The sequence below is a fragment of the Afipia sp. DC4300-2b1 genome, from assembly GCF_049895725.1.
Taxonomy (GTDB): domain Bacteria; phylum Pseudomonadota; class Alphaproteobacteria; order Rhizobiales; family Xanthobacteraceae; genus Afipia; species Afipia broomeae.
Genome location: NZ_JAFCSX010000005.1, coordinates 525657 through 541179 on the forward strand (window position 1 = coordinate 525657; position 15523 = coordinate 541179).

The following is a 15523-nucleotide window of genomic DNA, read 5'->3' on the forward strand; positions in this document are numbered from 1 at the left end:
AAATTCGATCTCACATCAACTTCAGCGCTTTGATACGCGTTCGGGAACTGGGATATGTCTAAAGCAAATGCCTAAACAATCATTTGCGCGTCTTTTGGCTGCGAGAATGGAACCCCTTGCCCATAACTGCGCTTACGTCGCCTTCCACCACCCCTTTGCGGCACCATGGTGGCTAAGCGCCCGTCAGGTCAACGAAAAAAGACTCTAACATTAACAGCGGTCCGGCGAGGCGAGCCGCCGGCGGATCGTCTTATCCATCTCTCGGGATCGCGCATTTACGCGCGTTTCTGCCATCTGCCGCGCTCGTCGGTCTGCCAGTATGTCAAATCGAGCCCGCGCGATTTACCGTCCGTCCAGGCCGCGCGGGCAACACCGAGCGCCTCCTCGTCGTCACCGTTGAAGACAAAAACGATGCGATCGTATGTTGCGCAATCCTTGGGCAGACCCGCGGTATCCACAATAAATCGGACATTGGCATTGTTGGGATTGCCGTCGTCCATGGTCAGAACAATCGGCTGGTTCATGGCATCGCTGTCGCGCCAGGTGCCATGCGGTAAAAACGAATCCTCGCGATATGTCCACAGATGGGCGTCGAGCGCTTCGGCGCGCTCTTCCGATCCGGTCTGAACCGCGACACGCCATCCCCGCTCGACGGATTTCTCAAGCAACGGCGGCAACACTTTCTCAAGTGTCGTGTCTTGCAAATGATAGAACAGGACTTCCGTCATCGCGCGGCGTGCCGATTGTCAGTTGGGGCGATGCACAATGCACCGCCCCTGTTGTTACGCGTTATCGCTTCGTCTCGTAGTTGTCCGCGACAAGCCGGTTTAGCAGGCGCACGCCATAGCCAGATCCCCAGCTGCGGTTCAGGTCGGACGCGGGAACACCCATCGCCGTACCGGCAATGTCGAGATGAGCCCACGGCGTGTCATCGACGAAGCGCTGGAGGAACTGCGCCGCGGTGATCGAACCGCCGTTGCGGCTGCCGGTATTTTTCATATCGGCGAACTGCGAATCGATCTGCTTGTCGTATTCGGGGCCGAGCGGCATGCGCCAGACCCGCTCGCCGGTCTCCTGCCCCGCCGCGGTCAGGCGTTCCGCGAGCTTGTCGTCGTTCGAGAACATGCCGGCGTATTCTACGCCGAGTGCGACCATGATCGCTCCGGTCAGAGTCGCCAGATCGATCATGAACTTCGGCTTGTGCTTTTGCGCGACGTACCAGAGCACGTCGGCCAGCACGAGGCGGCCCTCGGCATCCGTGTTGATGATCTCGATGGTCTGTCCCGACATCGATGTCACGATATCGCCGGGACGCTGCGCATTGCCGTCCGGCATGTTTTCCACAAGACCGATCGCGCCGACGACATTAACCTTCGCCTTGCGTGCAGCCAGCGCGTGCATCAGGCCAACGACGCAAGCCGCGCCGCCCATATCGCCCTTCATGTCTTCCATGCTGCCGGCCGGCTTGATGGAAATGCCGCCGGTATCGAAGCACACGCCCTTGCCGACAAAGGCGATCGGCTGCTCGCCGGGCTTGCCACCGTTCCAGCGCATGATGACGGTGCGGCCGTCATGTTCGGAGCCCTGCGAAACGCCGAGCAGCGCGCCCATGCCCAGCTTTGTCATCGCCTTGACGTCGAGAACATCGACCTTGACGCCGAGCTTGCGCAACTGGGTTGCGCGCCGCGCGAATTCCGCCGGGAAAAGCACGTTCGGCGGCTCATTGACGAGTTCGCGCGCGATCAGCACGCCGTCCACGACATGATTCTCGGGCGTGAAGGCTTTGCGTGCAGCAGCCGCGTCAGCGACCGCGATCGAGAACTGCGTCCGCAGAGGTGCGTTGTCGCCGTCCTTCTTCTTGGTCTTGTAGCGAACGAATCGATAGGCACGCAGCCGGATGCCGGATGCGATCAGAGCCGCCTGTGATCCCTTCATCGCGCCTGACGGAAGCTCCGCGAGAACGGTCACAGTTTCGGTGCCGGCGCTGATCTTGGCGGCGACCTTGCCGCCCAGCTTGATGAAATCGCTGTCCTTGAGCGACGCCAGTTTACCCGCACCGACAACGATCAGACGCCCGACCTTGAGACCTTCCGGCGCCAGAATATCGAGCGTGGCGCCGCTCTTTCCCTTGAACTGATTCATTGTTGCTGCGAGCTTGACGGCATTCGCAGCAGTTCCCAGCGCCTTGATCGTGGCCGGGCCGAATTTCAATGTGTCGTCGCAAAACACCACCAGAACGCCGCGGGGGGCAGCGGAAAACGGTACGAAGCCGACCTTTACGGCGTCGGTCATAGGCAAATCCTCCAGATAATCGCGGCTTGCGCAGCTAGTGTCTCGTATCCAACGTTCGCTTCACACCTCAGCGCCTCCCGAGCGAACGTCGGATACGAAAGGACACTCGTAAGCTTATGATTCCAGTGATCCTTCGGTTCTGACATTCGTAAAAGGGCCTGCTAAAGCTACGATACGAATGTCAGACCGGATCACCAGGGACCAGAATCCCGCAGGATTCTCTGCGGCGCACTATGACGCGTTCCTGCGCGCGCTGCCAAGCGCGCCAAGCATGGCTGACGCCTCGCCGCAAGAGTTACCCCAAAGCAACGATGAGGTTTTATTAACCGTACTTGAGGCGCGGCCTCAGGTCGGCCATTTTGTTGACCAATCAAAGGGATGCTATGAAATAAGAGTGTGCCGGAAAACGCGATTCCGCCCTGGGGGAACCTTGCGAAAGGTTTGGGCGCATGTCGCGGAAACTGGCTGGAGTTGGGGATACTGCTGCCCGATGGGGTCGATCGACACCACTGTTTACCGGACGAACACACCGTCGTCCGCCTGGCTTTTCGCGACCGTCCGGCCTGCCCGGCGGCAGGCGTGGGCGTAAGGCGGTTACGCGCATGGTGACGACAATCCTCGCACGCTATTTTGCCGGACGTTTCGTGATCGCATCGATCATGACCTTCGCCGCGATATTCGTGCTGATCATTACAGTCGATTATATTGAGTTGATGCGCCGCGCCGGCGGCCTAGCACATGTGTCGGGTCTGTTCGTTGCGCAGACCGCTTTTTTTCGCGTGCCGTTGTCGCTCGAAAAACTGATGCCGTTCTGCATCCTGATCGGCGCGATGGTCTCTTTCCTCGCCTTGTCGCGCCGGCTCGAACTTGTGGTCGCGCGAGCCTCCGGCATTTCAGCCTGGCAGTTCACCACGCCTGCACTGCTCAGCGCGCTGATACTCGGGATGCTGGCGACCGTCGTCTACAATCCGTTGTCGGCCGAGATGCTCGAACGCGCCAAGGGTATGGAGCGGAAGATCTTCACCGACGGTGCGCCAACCGTTCAGGATGGCGCCGGCTTCTGGCTCAACCAGTCGACCAGCGAGGGACAAAGCGTCATCAATGCCGCCCGAAGTCAGGGGCAAGGTGCGGTCCTGACCGGCATCTCGGTGTTCCGCTACGACACGTCCGGCATTTTCAGGGAGAGACTTGAGGCGCAGGAAGCCGTTCTTGAGCCCGGGCGCTGGGTGTTCAAACAGGTGCGCCGCTACACCCTCGACAACCCGGTGATCGAACAGGACACCTTCTCGATCGCGACCACCCTCACCCTGGCCCAGGTCCGGAACAGCTTCTCCACCCCCGAAACTGTGTCATTTTGGCAACTTCCGGACTACATCAAGTCATCCGAGAACTCCGGACAGGCCACAGCCGGTTACCGCCTGCAGTACCACAAGCTCATCGCGCGCCCGTTTTTATTGGCTGCAATGGTGATGCTCGCGGCCGCTGTAAGCCTTCGGTTCTTCCGCTTCGGCGGGGTGCAAAAGATGGTTTTAAGTGGCGTTGCAGCAGGGTTTCTGCTCTATGTCCTCTCGAAAGTAACTGAAGATTTGAGCAAGGCCGAGTTGATGCATCCGCTCGCTGCCGCGTGGTTGCCCGTTTGCGTGGGCGGCCTCTCGGGATTTTTGGCTTTGCTGTACCAGGAGGACGGGTAGTGGCCGTTGTCGCCGCCCTCCAAGGACGGACGCCTACGTTCAGGCGGCGCATTCGCTTGCGCCGTCAAAGCCTGCTCATGTCCGTGGTTCTGGGACTTGGCCTGACGGCCGGGCTCGCGGGCATGGTGGCAACACCGGCCGCGGCCCAGACGTACCGCTACAATCAGCTTCCCCCGAAACCGCCCAAGCAGGCTCGCCCGGCGAACAACGACGGGCAGATGCTCGTGCAGGCGACCGAGGTCAATTACGACTACAACAACTCGCGCGTCGCAGCGGTTGGAAGCGTTCAGATTTATTACAACGGGTCGACGCTTGAAGCCGACAAGGTCATCTACGACCAGAAGACCAAGCGCCTGCGTGCCGAAGGCAACGTCAGGCTGACGGACGTCGACGGCAAGATCACCTACGCCAACATGCTCGATCTGTCGGACGACTATCGGGACGGCTTTGTCGATTCGCTGCGTCTTGAGACCGCGGATCAGACCCGGATGGCGGCGACGCGCGCCGACCGCACCGACGGCGACATCACGATTTTCCAGAATGGCGTCTACACTGCCTGCGCGGCCTGTAAGGACAATCCGAAGAAGCCGCCGCTGTGGCAGGTCAAGGGCGCGCGCATCATCCACAATCAGACCGAGAAAATGCTGTACTTCGAGGACGCGCGCCTCGAGTTTTTCGGTCAGCCGATCGCGTATCTGCCGTTCTTCTCGACGCCCGACCCGACGGTCAAGCGCAAGAGCGGCTTCCTGATTCCGAGCTATTCTTCGAGCTCGCGTTACGGCGTGGGCATCGAGGTGCCGTACTACTTCGCGCTGGCGCCCGACTACGATCTGACCCTGTCGCCGCGTTACACCACCAAGCAGGGCCTGTTGGCGCAGGCGGAATTCCGTCAGCGCCTGATCAATGGCGCCTACGAAATCCGCGCCTACGGCATCCGTCAGGACGACAAGGGTCAGTTCCTGACCGAGCCGGGTTACCGCGACTTCCGCGGCGGCATCGATACCAAGGGCCAGTTCGCGCTCAACGACAAATGGGTCTGGGGCTGGGACGCGGTCGCGGTCTCCGACAAGTCGTTCTTCTTCGACTACGGCCTCGGCCCGTACAAAAACGCGCTCAACGCATTCCTGCTGACCCCCGATACCGGTCTGTCCCAGATTTATCTCACCGGCGTCGGCAATCGCAGCTATTTCGATGCACGCGTGATGCACTTCCTTGGCTATTCGGCGGCCGACGTGCAGAGCACAATTCCGATCGTGCATCCGGTGATCGATTATTCGAACGTGCTCAACCGCAACGTTCTCGGCGGCGAGTTCAGTTACAAGGCAAACTTCACCAGCCTGAGCCGGCAGACGGCCTCATTCGACGCGATCAACCCGACAGCGTTCGCTTCCGGTTTTTGCCTGCCGACATCGGCCGACCCGCTGGCGAGAACGCCGTCGCAGTGTCTGTTGCGCGGCATCCCGGGCGACTACACCCGGCTGACGGCTGAAGTGGAATGGCGCCGGTCGTTCACCGATTCCATCGGCCAGATTTTCACGCCGTTCGCTTCGCTGCGCGCGGATGCGATCAGCGCCAACATCGACAACCAGCCCGGCGTCTCCAACTACCTGCCGGTCGGCTCGACGCAGACCGCGCGCCTGATGCCGACGGTCGGGCTCGAGTATCGCTACCCGTTCATCAACGTGCAGCCGTGGGGCACCACCACGATCGAACCGATCGGCCAGTTGATCATCCGCCCGAATGAGCCGAGCGCCGGCCGTCTTCCGAATGAAGACGCTCAGAGCTTTACATTCGACGACAGCAACCTGTTCCGCGTCGACAAGTTCTCGGGCTATGACCGTGTCGAGGGCGGCGGCCGTGCCAATGTCGGCGTTCAGGCGACCACGCAGTTCGATCGCGGCGGCTTCATCAACGTTCTGTTCGGACAGTCCTACCAGCTCTTCGGGCTAAATTCGTTCGCCGTACAGGACCTGACCAACACCGGCATCGCCAGCGGCCTCGAGACCGCCCGCTCCGATTACGTCGGCCGCATCGCATACCAGCCGAACAGGATCTACAGCCTGATCGCCCGCACCCGGCTCGACGAGGCGACGGGCGCCGTGCGGCGTTTCGAACTCGAAGGCCGCGCAAATTTCGACCGCTTCCAGGTCAGCCTGCTCTACGGCAACTACGACAAGCAGCCTGAACTCGGATTCCTCAACCGCCGCGAAGGCATCGTGGGCACCGGCTCGATCAAGATAGCGAACAACTGGATGCTGTCAGGCGGGTTGCGTTACGACATCACGAACCAGACGGTGAATCAGTACATCGTGGGCGCAGGCTACGTGGACGACTGCTTCATCATCGCAGCCAACTACATCACCGACTACGCCTACACGTCGACGAGCTATACAACTCCCGTCACCGACCACCGCATCATGCTTCAGATCGGCCTGCGTACCATCGGCACCAGTTCGTTCAACGCTTCGCAGTAGTATTCCGGTAGCGGAATTTTGAAACCCGCGCGATTGCAGATTCAAGGCGCGTCCGGCAAGGCTACGGGAACCGCCGAAAATTCATCAGGCGCGTGCATTGACGCCGCAAACGCGAGGTAGGTTTTGCTACGCTGGAACCTCCAGCCTTCGCCAGAAATAGGTTTGAAGACGGGTTTGAATATGATCGCGACTTTTATTCTTCGCACAGCAAGGGCTGTTTCGCTCGCCGCCGCCGTTCTCCTCACGTCGGGCTTCGGCTCCGCCGTCATGGCGCAATCCGTCGCAGCGATGGTGAATGGCGAGGCCATTACCAATTTCGACATCGATCAGCGCATCAAGCTCACGCAGTTGACGACGCGCAAGACAATCTCCCGGCAGGAAGCCCTCGACGAGCTGATCAACGACAAGCTCAAGATCAAGGAAGGCAAGCGGTACGGCCTCGACATGTCATCGTCGGATATCGACGGCGCCTACGGCAACATGGCTTCGCGCATGCGCCTGAATCCCGAGCAGCTTAACAAGACGCTCGAAGGTCACGGCATCCGCCCCGAGACTCTCAAGAGCCGCATCAAGGCGGACATGACCTGGGGCAATCTGGTGCGCGGCCGGTTCCAGTCGAATCTGCTTGTCCCCGAAAAAGATCTCGCCGGATTCGATAGCGGCAAATCCGATGGTGAAAGCTTCGAGTATCTCGTTCGCCCGATTGTCCTGATCGTGCCGCGAGGCTCGCCGTCGAGCATCATCGAAGCGCGACGCAAGGAAGCGGAGCTGCTTCGCAACAGAATTTCCTCCTGCGATGAAGCGCAGGAACTGTTCCGATCGATGCGAGACGCGGCGATCCGCGATCAGCTCACCAAGACCTCAGCGGACCTGCCGCCGAACCTGCGAGAGCTGCTCGACAAGATGCCTGTCGGCAAACTGACGCCGCCGGAGGTGACCAAGCAGGGCGTTGAAATGGTGGCGCTGTGCAGCCGCAAGCCGACCAAGGCCGACACACCTGCCAAGCGCGAAGCGCGCGAGAAAATCTACAACCAGAAATACGAAGCCAAGTCCAAGTCGTATCTCCAGGAGATCCGCAAGGGCGCCATGATCGAAATGCGCAACTGATGAGCGCGACGACGCGGCCATGACCAAAGCACTCGCGCTGACGATCGGCGAACCCGCAGGCATCGGTCCTGATATCGCGATCGCTGCATGGCTGAAGCGGCGTGAACTCGATCTTCCCGCGTTCTATCTGATCGGCGACAGCGCGTTCATCGCGGCCCGCGCCGGAATACTGGGCGTCGATGTCTCCACTGCCGACACAAGCGCCGAAGACGCCGCAGGCGTTTTCGCAGACGCGCTTCCCGTGGTGACAACCCGCGTGGCGGCGACGGCAAAACCCGGACAACCCGACGGCAGCAGCGCACCGGCGGCCATTGCGTCGATCCGGCACGCGGTCGCCGACGTCATTGCCGGACGCGCCAGTGCGGTCGTCACCAATCCGATCGCCAAGAGCGTGCTCTATCGCGCAGGCTTTTCCCATCCGGGTCACACCGAATTCCTTGCACAACTCTCCGCGGCTGTGAGCGGTGCGGTGCCTCATCCCGTGATGATGCTGTGGTCACCTGATCTTGCCGTGGTGCCGGTAACGATCCATCTGCCGCTGCGCGACGCCATCACGCAACTGACCAGCGATCTCATCGTCAGAACCGCACGAATCGTCGCGGCGGATTTGCAGACGCGGCTTGGCATTGCCCGGCCCCGCCTCGCGATCTCGGGCCTTAATCCTCACGCCGGCGAAGATGGCTCGCTCGGTCACGAGGACCAGTCGATCATCGCCCCCGCGATTGAGGCGCTGCGGCGGGACGGCATCGACGTACGCGGCCCGCTGCCAGCCGACACCATGTTTCATGCCGCTGCACGGAAAACCTACGACTGCGCGATCTGCATGTATCACGACCAGGCACTGATCCCGATCAAGACCATTGCCTTCGATGACGGCGTGAATGTCACGCTGGGACTGCCGTTCATCCGCACCTCGCCGGATCACGGCACGGCGTTCGACATCGCGGGCACGGGCCGCGCCAATCCCTCGAGCCTGATTGCGGCGCTACGCCTCGCTGCGCGCATGGCCTCGGCATCGAAGGCATGAGCGCCATCGACGATCTGCCTCCGCTCAGCGACGTCATCCGCCGCTTCGAGCTATCCGCACGCAAGTCCCTCGGCCAGAATTTCCTGCTCGATCTCAACCTGACATCGCGGATTGCGCGCGCGGCCGCGCCGCTGGACGACGCGACCATTGTCGAAATCGGTCCAGGCCCCGGCGGGCTGACGCGCGCCCTGCTCGCGCAGAATGTCAAACGCGTCATCGCCGTGGAACGCGACGAGCGCGCCATTCCTGCACTGGAAGAGATTGCGCAGCGCTATCCCGGCCGCCTGACCATCGTAAATGCGGATGCGACGACATTCGATCCGCGGCCGCATCTCAATGGCGAGCGCGCAAAGATCGTCGCCAATCTGCCTTACAATATCGCGACCGCGTTGCTGATCGACTGGCTCAGCGCCGAGCCATGGCCGCCGTGGTACGACATGATGGTGCTGATGTTTCAGCGCGAGGTCGCCGAGCGCATTGTCGCCCGTGAAAATGACGAGGCCTATGGCCGGCTCGGCGTGCTCGCCAACTGGCGGGCGGAAACCAAGATTCTGTTCGATATCTCACCCGGCGCCTTCGTGCCGCCACCCAAGGTGACGTCATCCGTGGTGCGGCTGATTCCGCGCGCCGCACCTCTGCCCTGCGATCGCCGCATGCTGGAGCGCGTAGCCGCGGCCGCCTTCGGCCAGCGCCGGAAAATGCTGCGGCAGAGCCTCAAATCGCTGAATGCCGAGCCTGCACTGCTGGCCGCCGCCGCAGGCGTCGATCCAACGCGGCGCGCCGAGACAATCCCGGTGTCCGGCTTTGTTGCCATGGCACGCGAATTGGCCGATATAACAGCCGCAAAATCAAAAACAGTGTAACGGAGAAAGCCCAATGGCTCAGATGCGCCGCCAGTCTCTCGTGAAGTTCGATGCTCCGCTCTGCGAAACCATCGTGGAGACCCCGAAGCCGAAGGGCCGGGAAGTTCTGGTGCGGATCGAGCGCTGCGGCCTGTGCCATTCGGACCTGCACATTCAGGACGGCTATGCTGATCTTGGCAATGGCAAGAAGCTCGACACCACCCGCGGCATGACCCTGCCCTTCACGCTCGGTCACGAGATCGCCGGCGTCGTCGATGAAGTCGGCCCTGATGGAGACAAGTCGCTCATCGGTAAAAAGATGGCCGTGTTCCCGTGGATCGGCTGCGGCCAGTGCCGCGACTGTCTCAACGGCGACGAGAACCTTTGCGCGCGTAACCGCTTTCTCGGCGTGTCGATCGACGGTGGCTTCGCCAGCCACGTTCTCGTGCCCGACCAGAAGTATCTCATCGACTACGGCCAGGTGCCGGTCGATACGGCGGCGACATTGATGTGCTCGGGCATCACCGCTTACGGCGCACTGAAGCGTCTGGTCGATCGGCCTCGCCAGCGCAATATGCTGCTGATCGGTCTTGGCGGCGTCGGCATGATGGGCGTCTCGCTCGCGCAGGCGATGTTCAAGCAGCCCATCACAGTCGCCGATCTCAGCGCATCGGCCCGCGACGCGGCGGTCAAGAACGGCGCCTCCGCCGCTTACGATCCGACAGAAGCCGATATCGCCAAGCGTATTATCAAGGAAACCGACGGCGGCTTCGACGGGATCGTCGATTTCGCCGGTAACGAGAAGTCGATGGCGTTTGCGACCTCCGTCGTGGCGCGTGGCGGCAAGATCGTGGTGTCGGGCCTGATGGGCGGCAACTTCAATCTTCCGATGGTGCAATGGATCTACAAGCGCATGACAGTCGAAGGCTTCATGACCGGCACGCTTGCCGAGGCCGAGGAACTGATGGCGCTGGCACGCGCCGGCAAGGTCAAGCCGACACCGATGAAGGAAGAGCCGATGGGCGACGTGCAGAAGTGGATCGATCAGTTGCGCGCCGGCAAAGTCGTCGGCCGCATTATGCTGAAGAACTAAGCCATTGCACTCAGCGGCCCAGCCGGGTCGCGAGCCAGATCACATGACGCGCGCCACCACGCCTGCCGTTGGCGCGCGTTTTGATTTCATCCACATCGAAGCCCGCTTTCGCCAGCCGCTGCGTGAAACGCGGATCTGGGCCGGACGACCACACAGCAAACACGCCGCCGGGCCGTAGCGCCGCATGTGCAGCCGCAAGACCGCTCTTGTTATAGAGCGCGTCGTTGGCTTCGCGGCTCAACCCCTCGGGACCATTGTCGACGTCGAGCAGAATGGCGTCGAACGCCGATCGCTCGGCGCGGATCAGCGCGCCGACGTCCTTCTCGCGAATGGACACACGCGGATCGGTCAGGCTGTCACCGAACACCTCCGCCATCGGTCCGCGCGCCCAGGTCACCACCTCCGGCACCAGTTCAGCGACGACAATGCGCGCATCCGCATCAAGCACCGACAATGCCGCGCGCAATGTGAAGCCCATGCCGAGGCCGCCGATCAGCAGCCTCGGCTTTTTGCATCCCTGCAACCTTTCGCAGGTCAGCGTGGCGAGCGCCTGTTCGGACCCGCTGAGACGGCTGTTCATCAACTCGTTCTGGCCGAGCTTGATGGAAAATTCAGTGCCACGCCGCATCAGGCGGAGCTCGCCGCCGCCGGGGATTTGCGCGGTATCCAGCAAGGTCCACGGGATCAACGATTATCTCCTCGACTGTTCGCCGCGACGGCGCGCGGCCCGCTCTCGTTAGCCATGCAGGTTCCCAAATGCCAGCCAGAATTGAGCAAATGGCCCCCTGCGCGTGCGCCCGAATGTTGCCCCAGCCTGTCCGGATTTGCGGCCTATTCCGACCCAACTTGTCGCAGAAAACCCAATGCGAGAATGGGTTCGTGTTGCGTAAGGGGGACAGAATGTCAAACCGCACCGCTGCAATTGCTTGTGCCGTCATCACCGGCTGCGTTTCAATCCTTGGCACATCGGTGTCAGCAACCGCGGCGCCCGATGCAGAGACGGCCGCCGAAAACGAATGTCTCTCCGCGCCGAAGGGTGCGACACCAGCAGGCGCGCACTGGTATTACCGGATCGAGAAAGGCACCAAGCGCAAGTGCTGGTACCTCGCCGATGAAGTCGGGAAAACGAAGAAGGCGGCAACACCGGCGCCAGCATCGTCAGACACCGCCGAAGAGGACACGCCGCCTCCGAAACGGATCACACCTGCTCCGAAACAGGAAACTGCGAAGAAGCCCATTCAGAAATCAGTCGCGAACGCGCGCGCCGAGTTGACCGCCGAGGATCCGTCACTTGCGGAAACGACGTGGCCGCAGATGCCTTCGCCTGCCTCCGCTGATGTCCGCGCCGATAATCAGGTGTCTGCAATCCAGCCGGCTCCTGAGGCCGCGGCCAAACAAAGCTGGAATGTCGCGACGCGCTGGCCAGAACCGAACGCCTCTGCCTCCGCAAGCGATCAGTCCGCGGCTGCAACACCGGCGCCCGCGCAGCCTGCTCCAGTTCTGACTGCCGAACGTCTCGTCACGGCGGCTGCGCCGACACCGGCCGCGCGCCCGGCAGCGGTGGCGACCGCGACACCAGCGCAGCCGCAACAGGTTACGCCGCCCGCAGACACCGAAGGCCTGTCGCTCAGGGTCTTGCTGAGCATCCTCGTCTGCGTGCTGGCGCTCGCCGCCATCGTCGGCCCGTTGCTGTTCAAGTACTTCCGGCCAAGGCCGCACGTCGATGAGCGCTCCCATCGTCAGCGCCGTCAGATCTGGGATCTGAACGAATCCGATCACACCCTTGTGCAAGACAACCCGGCCCCGACACTGGCGCCGCACTACGCGCACACCCTGCCCGAGCCGCGCATGCTGGACGTTACCACCGATGAAATCGAGGAGTTGCTCGCGCGGGTCTCAAAGCGCTCGGCGGCATAGGATCAATGCTTAAAGCGGCGGGCGAAAACCCGTCGCTTACTTTTCGAGTTGCTTCTGGAGGTCGCGCACGAAAGCAGACAGTCCGGTCTGGCGCTCGCGCTTCAGCCGTTCGGCCTTCAGGATGGTCAGGACCTGGGAATACGCCTCGTCCAGTTCGGAGTTGGTGACCACATAGTCGTATTCCGCCCAGTGGCTCAGTTCGTGACTGGCGCGGCTCATGCGCCCCGCAATCACCTCATCGGAATCCTGAGCGCGGGTATGCAGCCGCTTTTCGAGATCGGCGGCGGACGGCGGCAGGATGAACACGCTCACCACGTCAGCGCGGGCTTTCTCACGCAATTGCTGCGTGCCCTGCCAGTCGATATCGAACAGCACATCCTGCCCTGAAGACAGCGCGTCCTCGACCGCCTTGCGCGGTGTGCCGTAGGAATTGTCGAACACCGTTGCATGCTCGAGGAGTTCGCTCGCTTTCACCATGGCGTCGAACTTCGGCTTGTCGATAAAATAGTAATGCTCGCCATCGACCTCGCCGGGACGCCTGGCGCGCGTGGTCACCGACACCGACATGCGCAGATCCGGCATCTTGTCGATCAGCATGCGCGCCAGCGTGGATTTCCCCGCGCCCGACGGCGACGACAGCACGAACATCAGTCCGCGCCGCTCAACGCCTCTCAAGGTCCCCCCCGCCGCCATGGCCGCTACTCCAGATTCTGAACCTGCTCGCGAAACTGCTCGACCACACCCTTCATCTCAAGGCCCGTGTTGGTCAGTTCGATGTCGTTCGACTTCGAGCAGGTGGTGTTGACCTCGCGGTTGAACTCCTGCGCCAGGAAATCGAGCCGGCGTCCCACCGCGCCGCCCTTGCCGAGCAGTTCGCGGGTCTGCGCGATGTGCGAGACGATGCGGTCGAGTTCTTCGCGGATGTCCGCCTTCGCCGCGATCAGGATCGCTTCCTGATTGAGCCTGTCGGCATCGAAACGATCGGACGTCTCAAGCAAGGCCGCGACCTGTTCGGCAAGCCGTGCCCGGATCGCTTCCGGCTTGCGTCCGGGTGCAGCTTCCGCACGTTTCGTGAGGCTTTCCATCTCGTCCATGCGTTGCGCAAGGATCTGGCCAAGCGCAACCCCTTCGCGCTTGCGCATGTCGATCAGGCTTTGCAGCGCCTGCTCGAACGACGCGGAGACGGCGGCACGCGCGGCCTGCATTTCGGCCTCATCGCTCTCAGGCTCGGCGACCTCGATGACGCCCTTGATCCCGAGCAATCCATCGACGCTCGGCGCCACCGCGTCGGTGCGTGCGGAAATCTCGCTCGCGACTTTCAGGATCGACGCAAGAACGTCCTCGTTGATACGCACGATGGATGCCGCACCGGTGCGCTTGACCGTAAGGTTCGCATAAACAGTCCCGCGCGAGAGAAGCTCGGTGGCGCGCTTGCGGGCCGCGGCCTCAATATCGTCCCACCCGGCCGGCAACCGCAGCCGGAAGTCAAAGCCCTTGGCGTTGACCGATTTCAATTCCCATTCGAACGCATAGGGTCCGCTGGTGCCGTGGCTTCGCGCAAAGCCGGTCATGCTCGACAGCGCCATCGCGAAAGTGTCTCCGTTACTGGTGATCCAACGAGTCAACTGGCGAACCGCCAGAGCGGCCCGCGTCAGCTTGTCCCTGAAATCGGCAAGGCACGCAAGAGAGAGGCCGCGTTACTGCGTCTTCTCTTCTTCAGGCTCCGGCTCGGCGGGCGCCGCAGCCGGGGTGCGTTTTGCAGTACGCTTGCGCCCCGCGGCGGGAGCTGCTCCATCCGCCGGAGGCTCGGCGGCGATGATGCTCGCGGGCGCGGACGCCCTTGGCGCAGCCGCCTTGGGCGCGGCCTTCGGCGCAGCGTTCGCGGGTGGCTTGGCAGGAGCCGCGGCGGCGGGCGCGCCTGTTGCGGGCACCGGAACAGCAGAAACCGGCGGCTGGTCGTCGGCATCGACGGTGTCGTTCTGCTGCTGGCGCTCCATTGCGCGCAGCTTCGCAACGCCCTTCTGATGCTGGTCGTAGGTCTCGGTAAAGGAATGACCCCCGGTGCCGTCGGCGACGAAGAACAGGTCGCGCGTGCGTGCCGGATTGGCGGTGGCTTCCAGCGAGGCACGTCCGGGATTGGCGATCGGTCCCGGCGGCAGGCCCTCAATCACGTAAGTGTTGTAGGGCGACGGCTGCGTGATCTCGCTGCGCTTGATCGGGCGGCCAAGGGTGCCTTTGCCGCCAACGAGCCCGTAAATGATGGTCGGGTCGGACTGCAACTTGATGCGCTGGCGCAGGCGGTTGGTGAAAACGGCCGCGACGCGGCTGCGCTCGTCTGCGCGTCCGGTTTCCTTCTCGACGATCGAAGCCAGCGTCACGAGTTGTTCCGGCGAACGGACCGGGATGTCGGGGTTGCGACGCGCCCAGACCTCGGCGAGAACTTTCTTCTGCGCCTGCTGCATGCGGTGGATCACCTGGTCGCGGGGTGTGCCACGCGGGAAGTTATAGGTGTCAGGCAGAAGCGTGCCTTCGCGCGGCTGCTCTTTCAGCGAGCCGGAGAAAATATCGTTGTCCTGAAGCCGGGCAACGATCTGCTCGGAGGTCAGGCCTTCGGGAATCGTAATCGCATGCTGCACCACCTTGCCTTCGACGATGGTGTTGATGACGTCGCGCAGGCTGGCGTTCTTCTGGAACAGATACTCGCCGGACTTCAGACCGGAGCGCGCATTCATCGCCAGCACGCTGCCGATAAAGGTCCAGCGGTCAGCGGTGATCACGCCGGCGCGCTGAAGAATGTCGCCGATGTCGGTCATGCCGGCGCGCGGCGGGATGTTGACGACCTTGTCTTCCGTGAGAGGACCTTTGGCCTCGATTGTCTTCTTGCCGTAAAAGAAAACACCCCCCGCGATCAGCATTGCGATGATCAGGAATGTGAAGATGGCATTGCCGACGACAACCAGGGTACTGCGGGCACGCTGCGAATGCTTCGGCGGCTGCGGCACCTGCTCGGGCTCGAGCGCCGCACGCGGGCTACGTGGCGCGATGGGGGGTCTCTGACTCATTGAGCAACCTAAAATCTT

The 15523-nt window shown here is 62.1% G+C and carries 13 protein-coding genes; 7 read left to right on the forward strand and 6 right to left on the reverse strand.

Annotation, left to right across the window (positions count from 1 at the left end; all coding sequences use genetic code 11):
• Positions 1 to 275: 275 nt before the first annotated feature.
• Both ACP7AL_RS22130 and ACP7AL_RS22135 read right to left on the reverse strand, forming a co-directional pair.
• Positions 276 to 728, reverse strand: coding sequence for a DNA polymerase III subunit chi (locus ACP7AL_RS22130; protein WP_425994317.1), 453 nt, complete (start codon positions 726 to 728; stop codon positions 276 to 278).
• A gap of 61 nt (positions 729 to 789) precedes the next feature.
• Positions 790 to 2292 carry a leucyl aminopeptidase gene (locus ACP7AL_RS22135; RefSeq protein ID WP_425994319.1) on the reverse strand — a complete coding sequence of 501 codons (1503 nt, stop codon included), beginning with the start codon at positions 2290 to 2292 and terminating at the stop codon, positions 790 to 792.
• A 602-nt stretch (positions 2293 to 2894) separates the two neighbouring features.
• On the opposite strand from ACP7AL_RS22135, the gene lptG reads away from it, so the two are divergent.
• The 6 genes from lptG (at position 2895) to ACP7AL_RS22165 (ending at position 10526) form a co-directional block, all read left to right on the forward strand.
• Positions 2895 to 3983, forward strand: coding sequence for an LPS export ABC transporter permease LptG (gene lptG / locus ACP7AL_RS22140; RefSeq protein WP_425994479.1), 1089 nt, complete (start codon positions 2895 to 2897; stop codon positions 3981 to 3983).
• Positions 3983 to 6457: an LPS-assembly protein LptD gene (locus ACP7AL_RS22145; RefSeq protein ID WP_425994321.1), complete on the forward strand. Its 2475-nt coding sequence runs from the start codon at positions 3983 to 3985 to the stop codon at positions 6455 to 6457. The genes lptG and ACP7AL_RS22145 overlap by 1 nt, the downstream gene beginning before the upstream one ends.
• 180 nt (positions 6458 to 6637) lie before the next feature.
• Positions 6638 to 7564: a SurA N-terminal domain-containing protein gene (locus tag ACP7AL_RS22150; protein WP_425994324.1), complete on the forward strand. Its 927-nt coding sequence runs from the start codon at positions 6638 to 6640 to the stop codon at positions 7562 to 7564.
• A 19-nt stretch (positions 7565 to 7583) separates the two neighbouring features.
• Positions 7584 to 8591: a 4-hydroxythreonine-4-phosphate dehydrogenase PdxA gene (pdxA, locus tag ACP7AL_RS22155; RefSeq protein ID WP_425994327.1), complete on the forward strand. Its 1008-nt coding sequence runs from the start codon at positions 7584 to 7586 to the stop codon at positions 8589 to 8591.
• The gene (gene rsmA / locus ACP7AL_RS22160) at positions 8588 to 9454 is read left to right on the forward strand and encodes a 16S rRNA (adenine(1518)-N(6)/adenine(1519)-N(6))-dimethyltransferase RsmA (RefSeq protein WP_425994329.1); all 867 of its coding nucleotides are present in this window, start codon (positions 8588 to 8590) and stop codon (positions 9452 to 9454) included. Before pdxA ends, rsmA begins: the two co-directional genes overlap by 4 nt.
• A 13-nt stretch (positions 9455 to 9467) precedes the next feature.
• Entirely contained in the window at positions 9468 to 10526 is a 1059-nt protein-coding gene (locus tag ACP7AL_RS22165) for an alcohol dehydrogenase (RefSeq protein WP_425994331.1), read from the forward strand.
• A gap of 10 nt (positions 10527 to 10536) precedes the next feature.
• Here ACP7AL_RS22165 and ACP7AL_RS22170 read toward each other — a convergent pair whose 3' ends face one another.
• The gene (locus ACP7AL_RS22170) at positions 10537 to 11214 is read right to left on the reverse strand and encodes a spermidine synthase (RefSeq protein ID WP_425994333.1); all 678 of its coding nucleotides are present in this window, start codon (positions 11212 to 11214) and stop codon (positions 10537 to 10539) included.
• 212 nt (positions 11215 to 11426) lie between these two features.
• Between ACP7AL_RS22170 and ACP7AL_RS22175 the strand changes: the two genes are divergently transcribed.
• Positions 11427 to 12443 (forward strand): hypothetical protein, encoded by a 1017-nt coding sequence (locus tag ACP7AL_RS22175; RefSeq protein WP_425994336.1) that lies wholly within the window; start codon positions 11427 to 11429, stop codon positions 12441 to 12443.
• A gap of 36 nt (positions 12444 to 12479) precedes the next feature.
• On the opposite strand, the gene gmk is transcribed toward ACP7AL_RS22175, so the two are convergent.
• From gmk to mltG, 3 genes are all read right to left on the reverse strand, one after another.
• Entirely contained in the window at positions 12480 to 13136 is a 657-nt protein-coding gene (gene gmk / locus ACP7AL_RS22180; protein WP_425994338.1) for a guanylate kinase, read from the reverse strand.
• 5 nt (positions 13137 to 13141) lie between these two features.
• Positions 13142 to 14029, reverse strand: a complete 888-nt coding sequence (locus tag ACP7AL_RS22185) for a YicC/YloC family endoribonuclease (protein ID WP_006020280.1) — start codon at positions 14027 to 14029, stop codon at positions 13142 to 13144.
• A gap of 111 nt (positions 14030 to 14140) precedes the next feature.
• Positions 14141 to 15505: an endolytic transglycosylase MltG gene (mltG, locus tag ACP7AL_RS22190; RefSeq protein ID WP_425994341.1), complete on the reverse strand. Its 1365-nt coding sequence runs from the start codon at positions 15503 to 15505 to the stop codon at positions 14141 to 14143.
• Positions 15506 to 15523 lie beyond the last annotated feature (18 nt).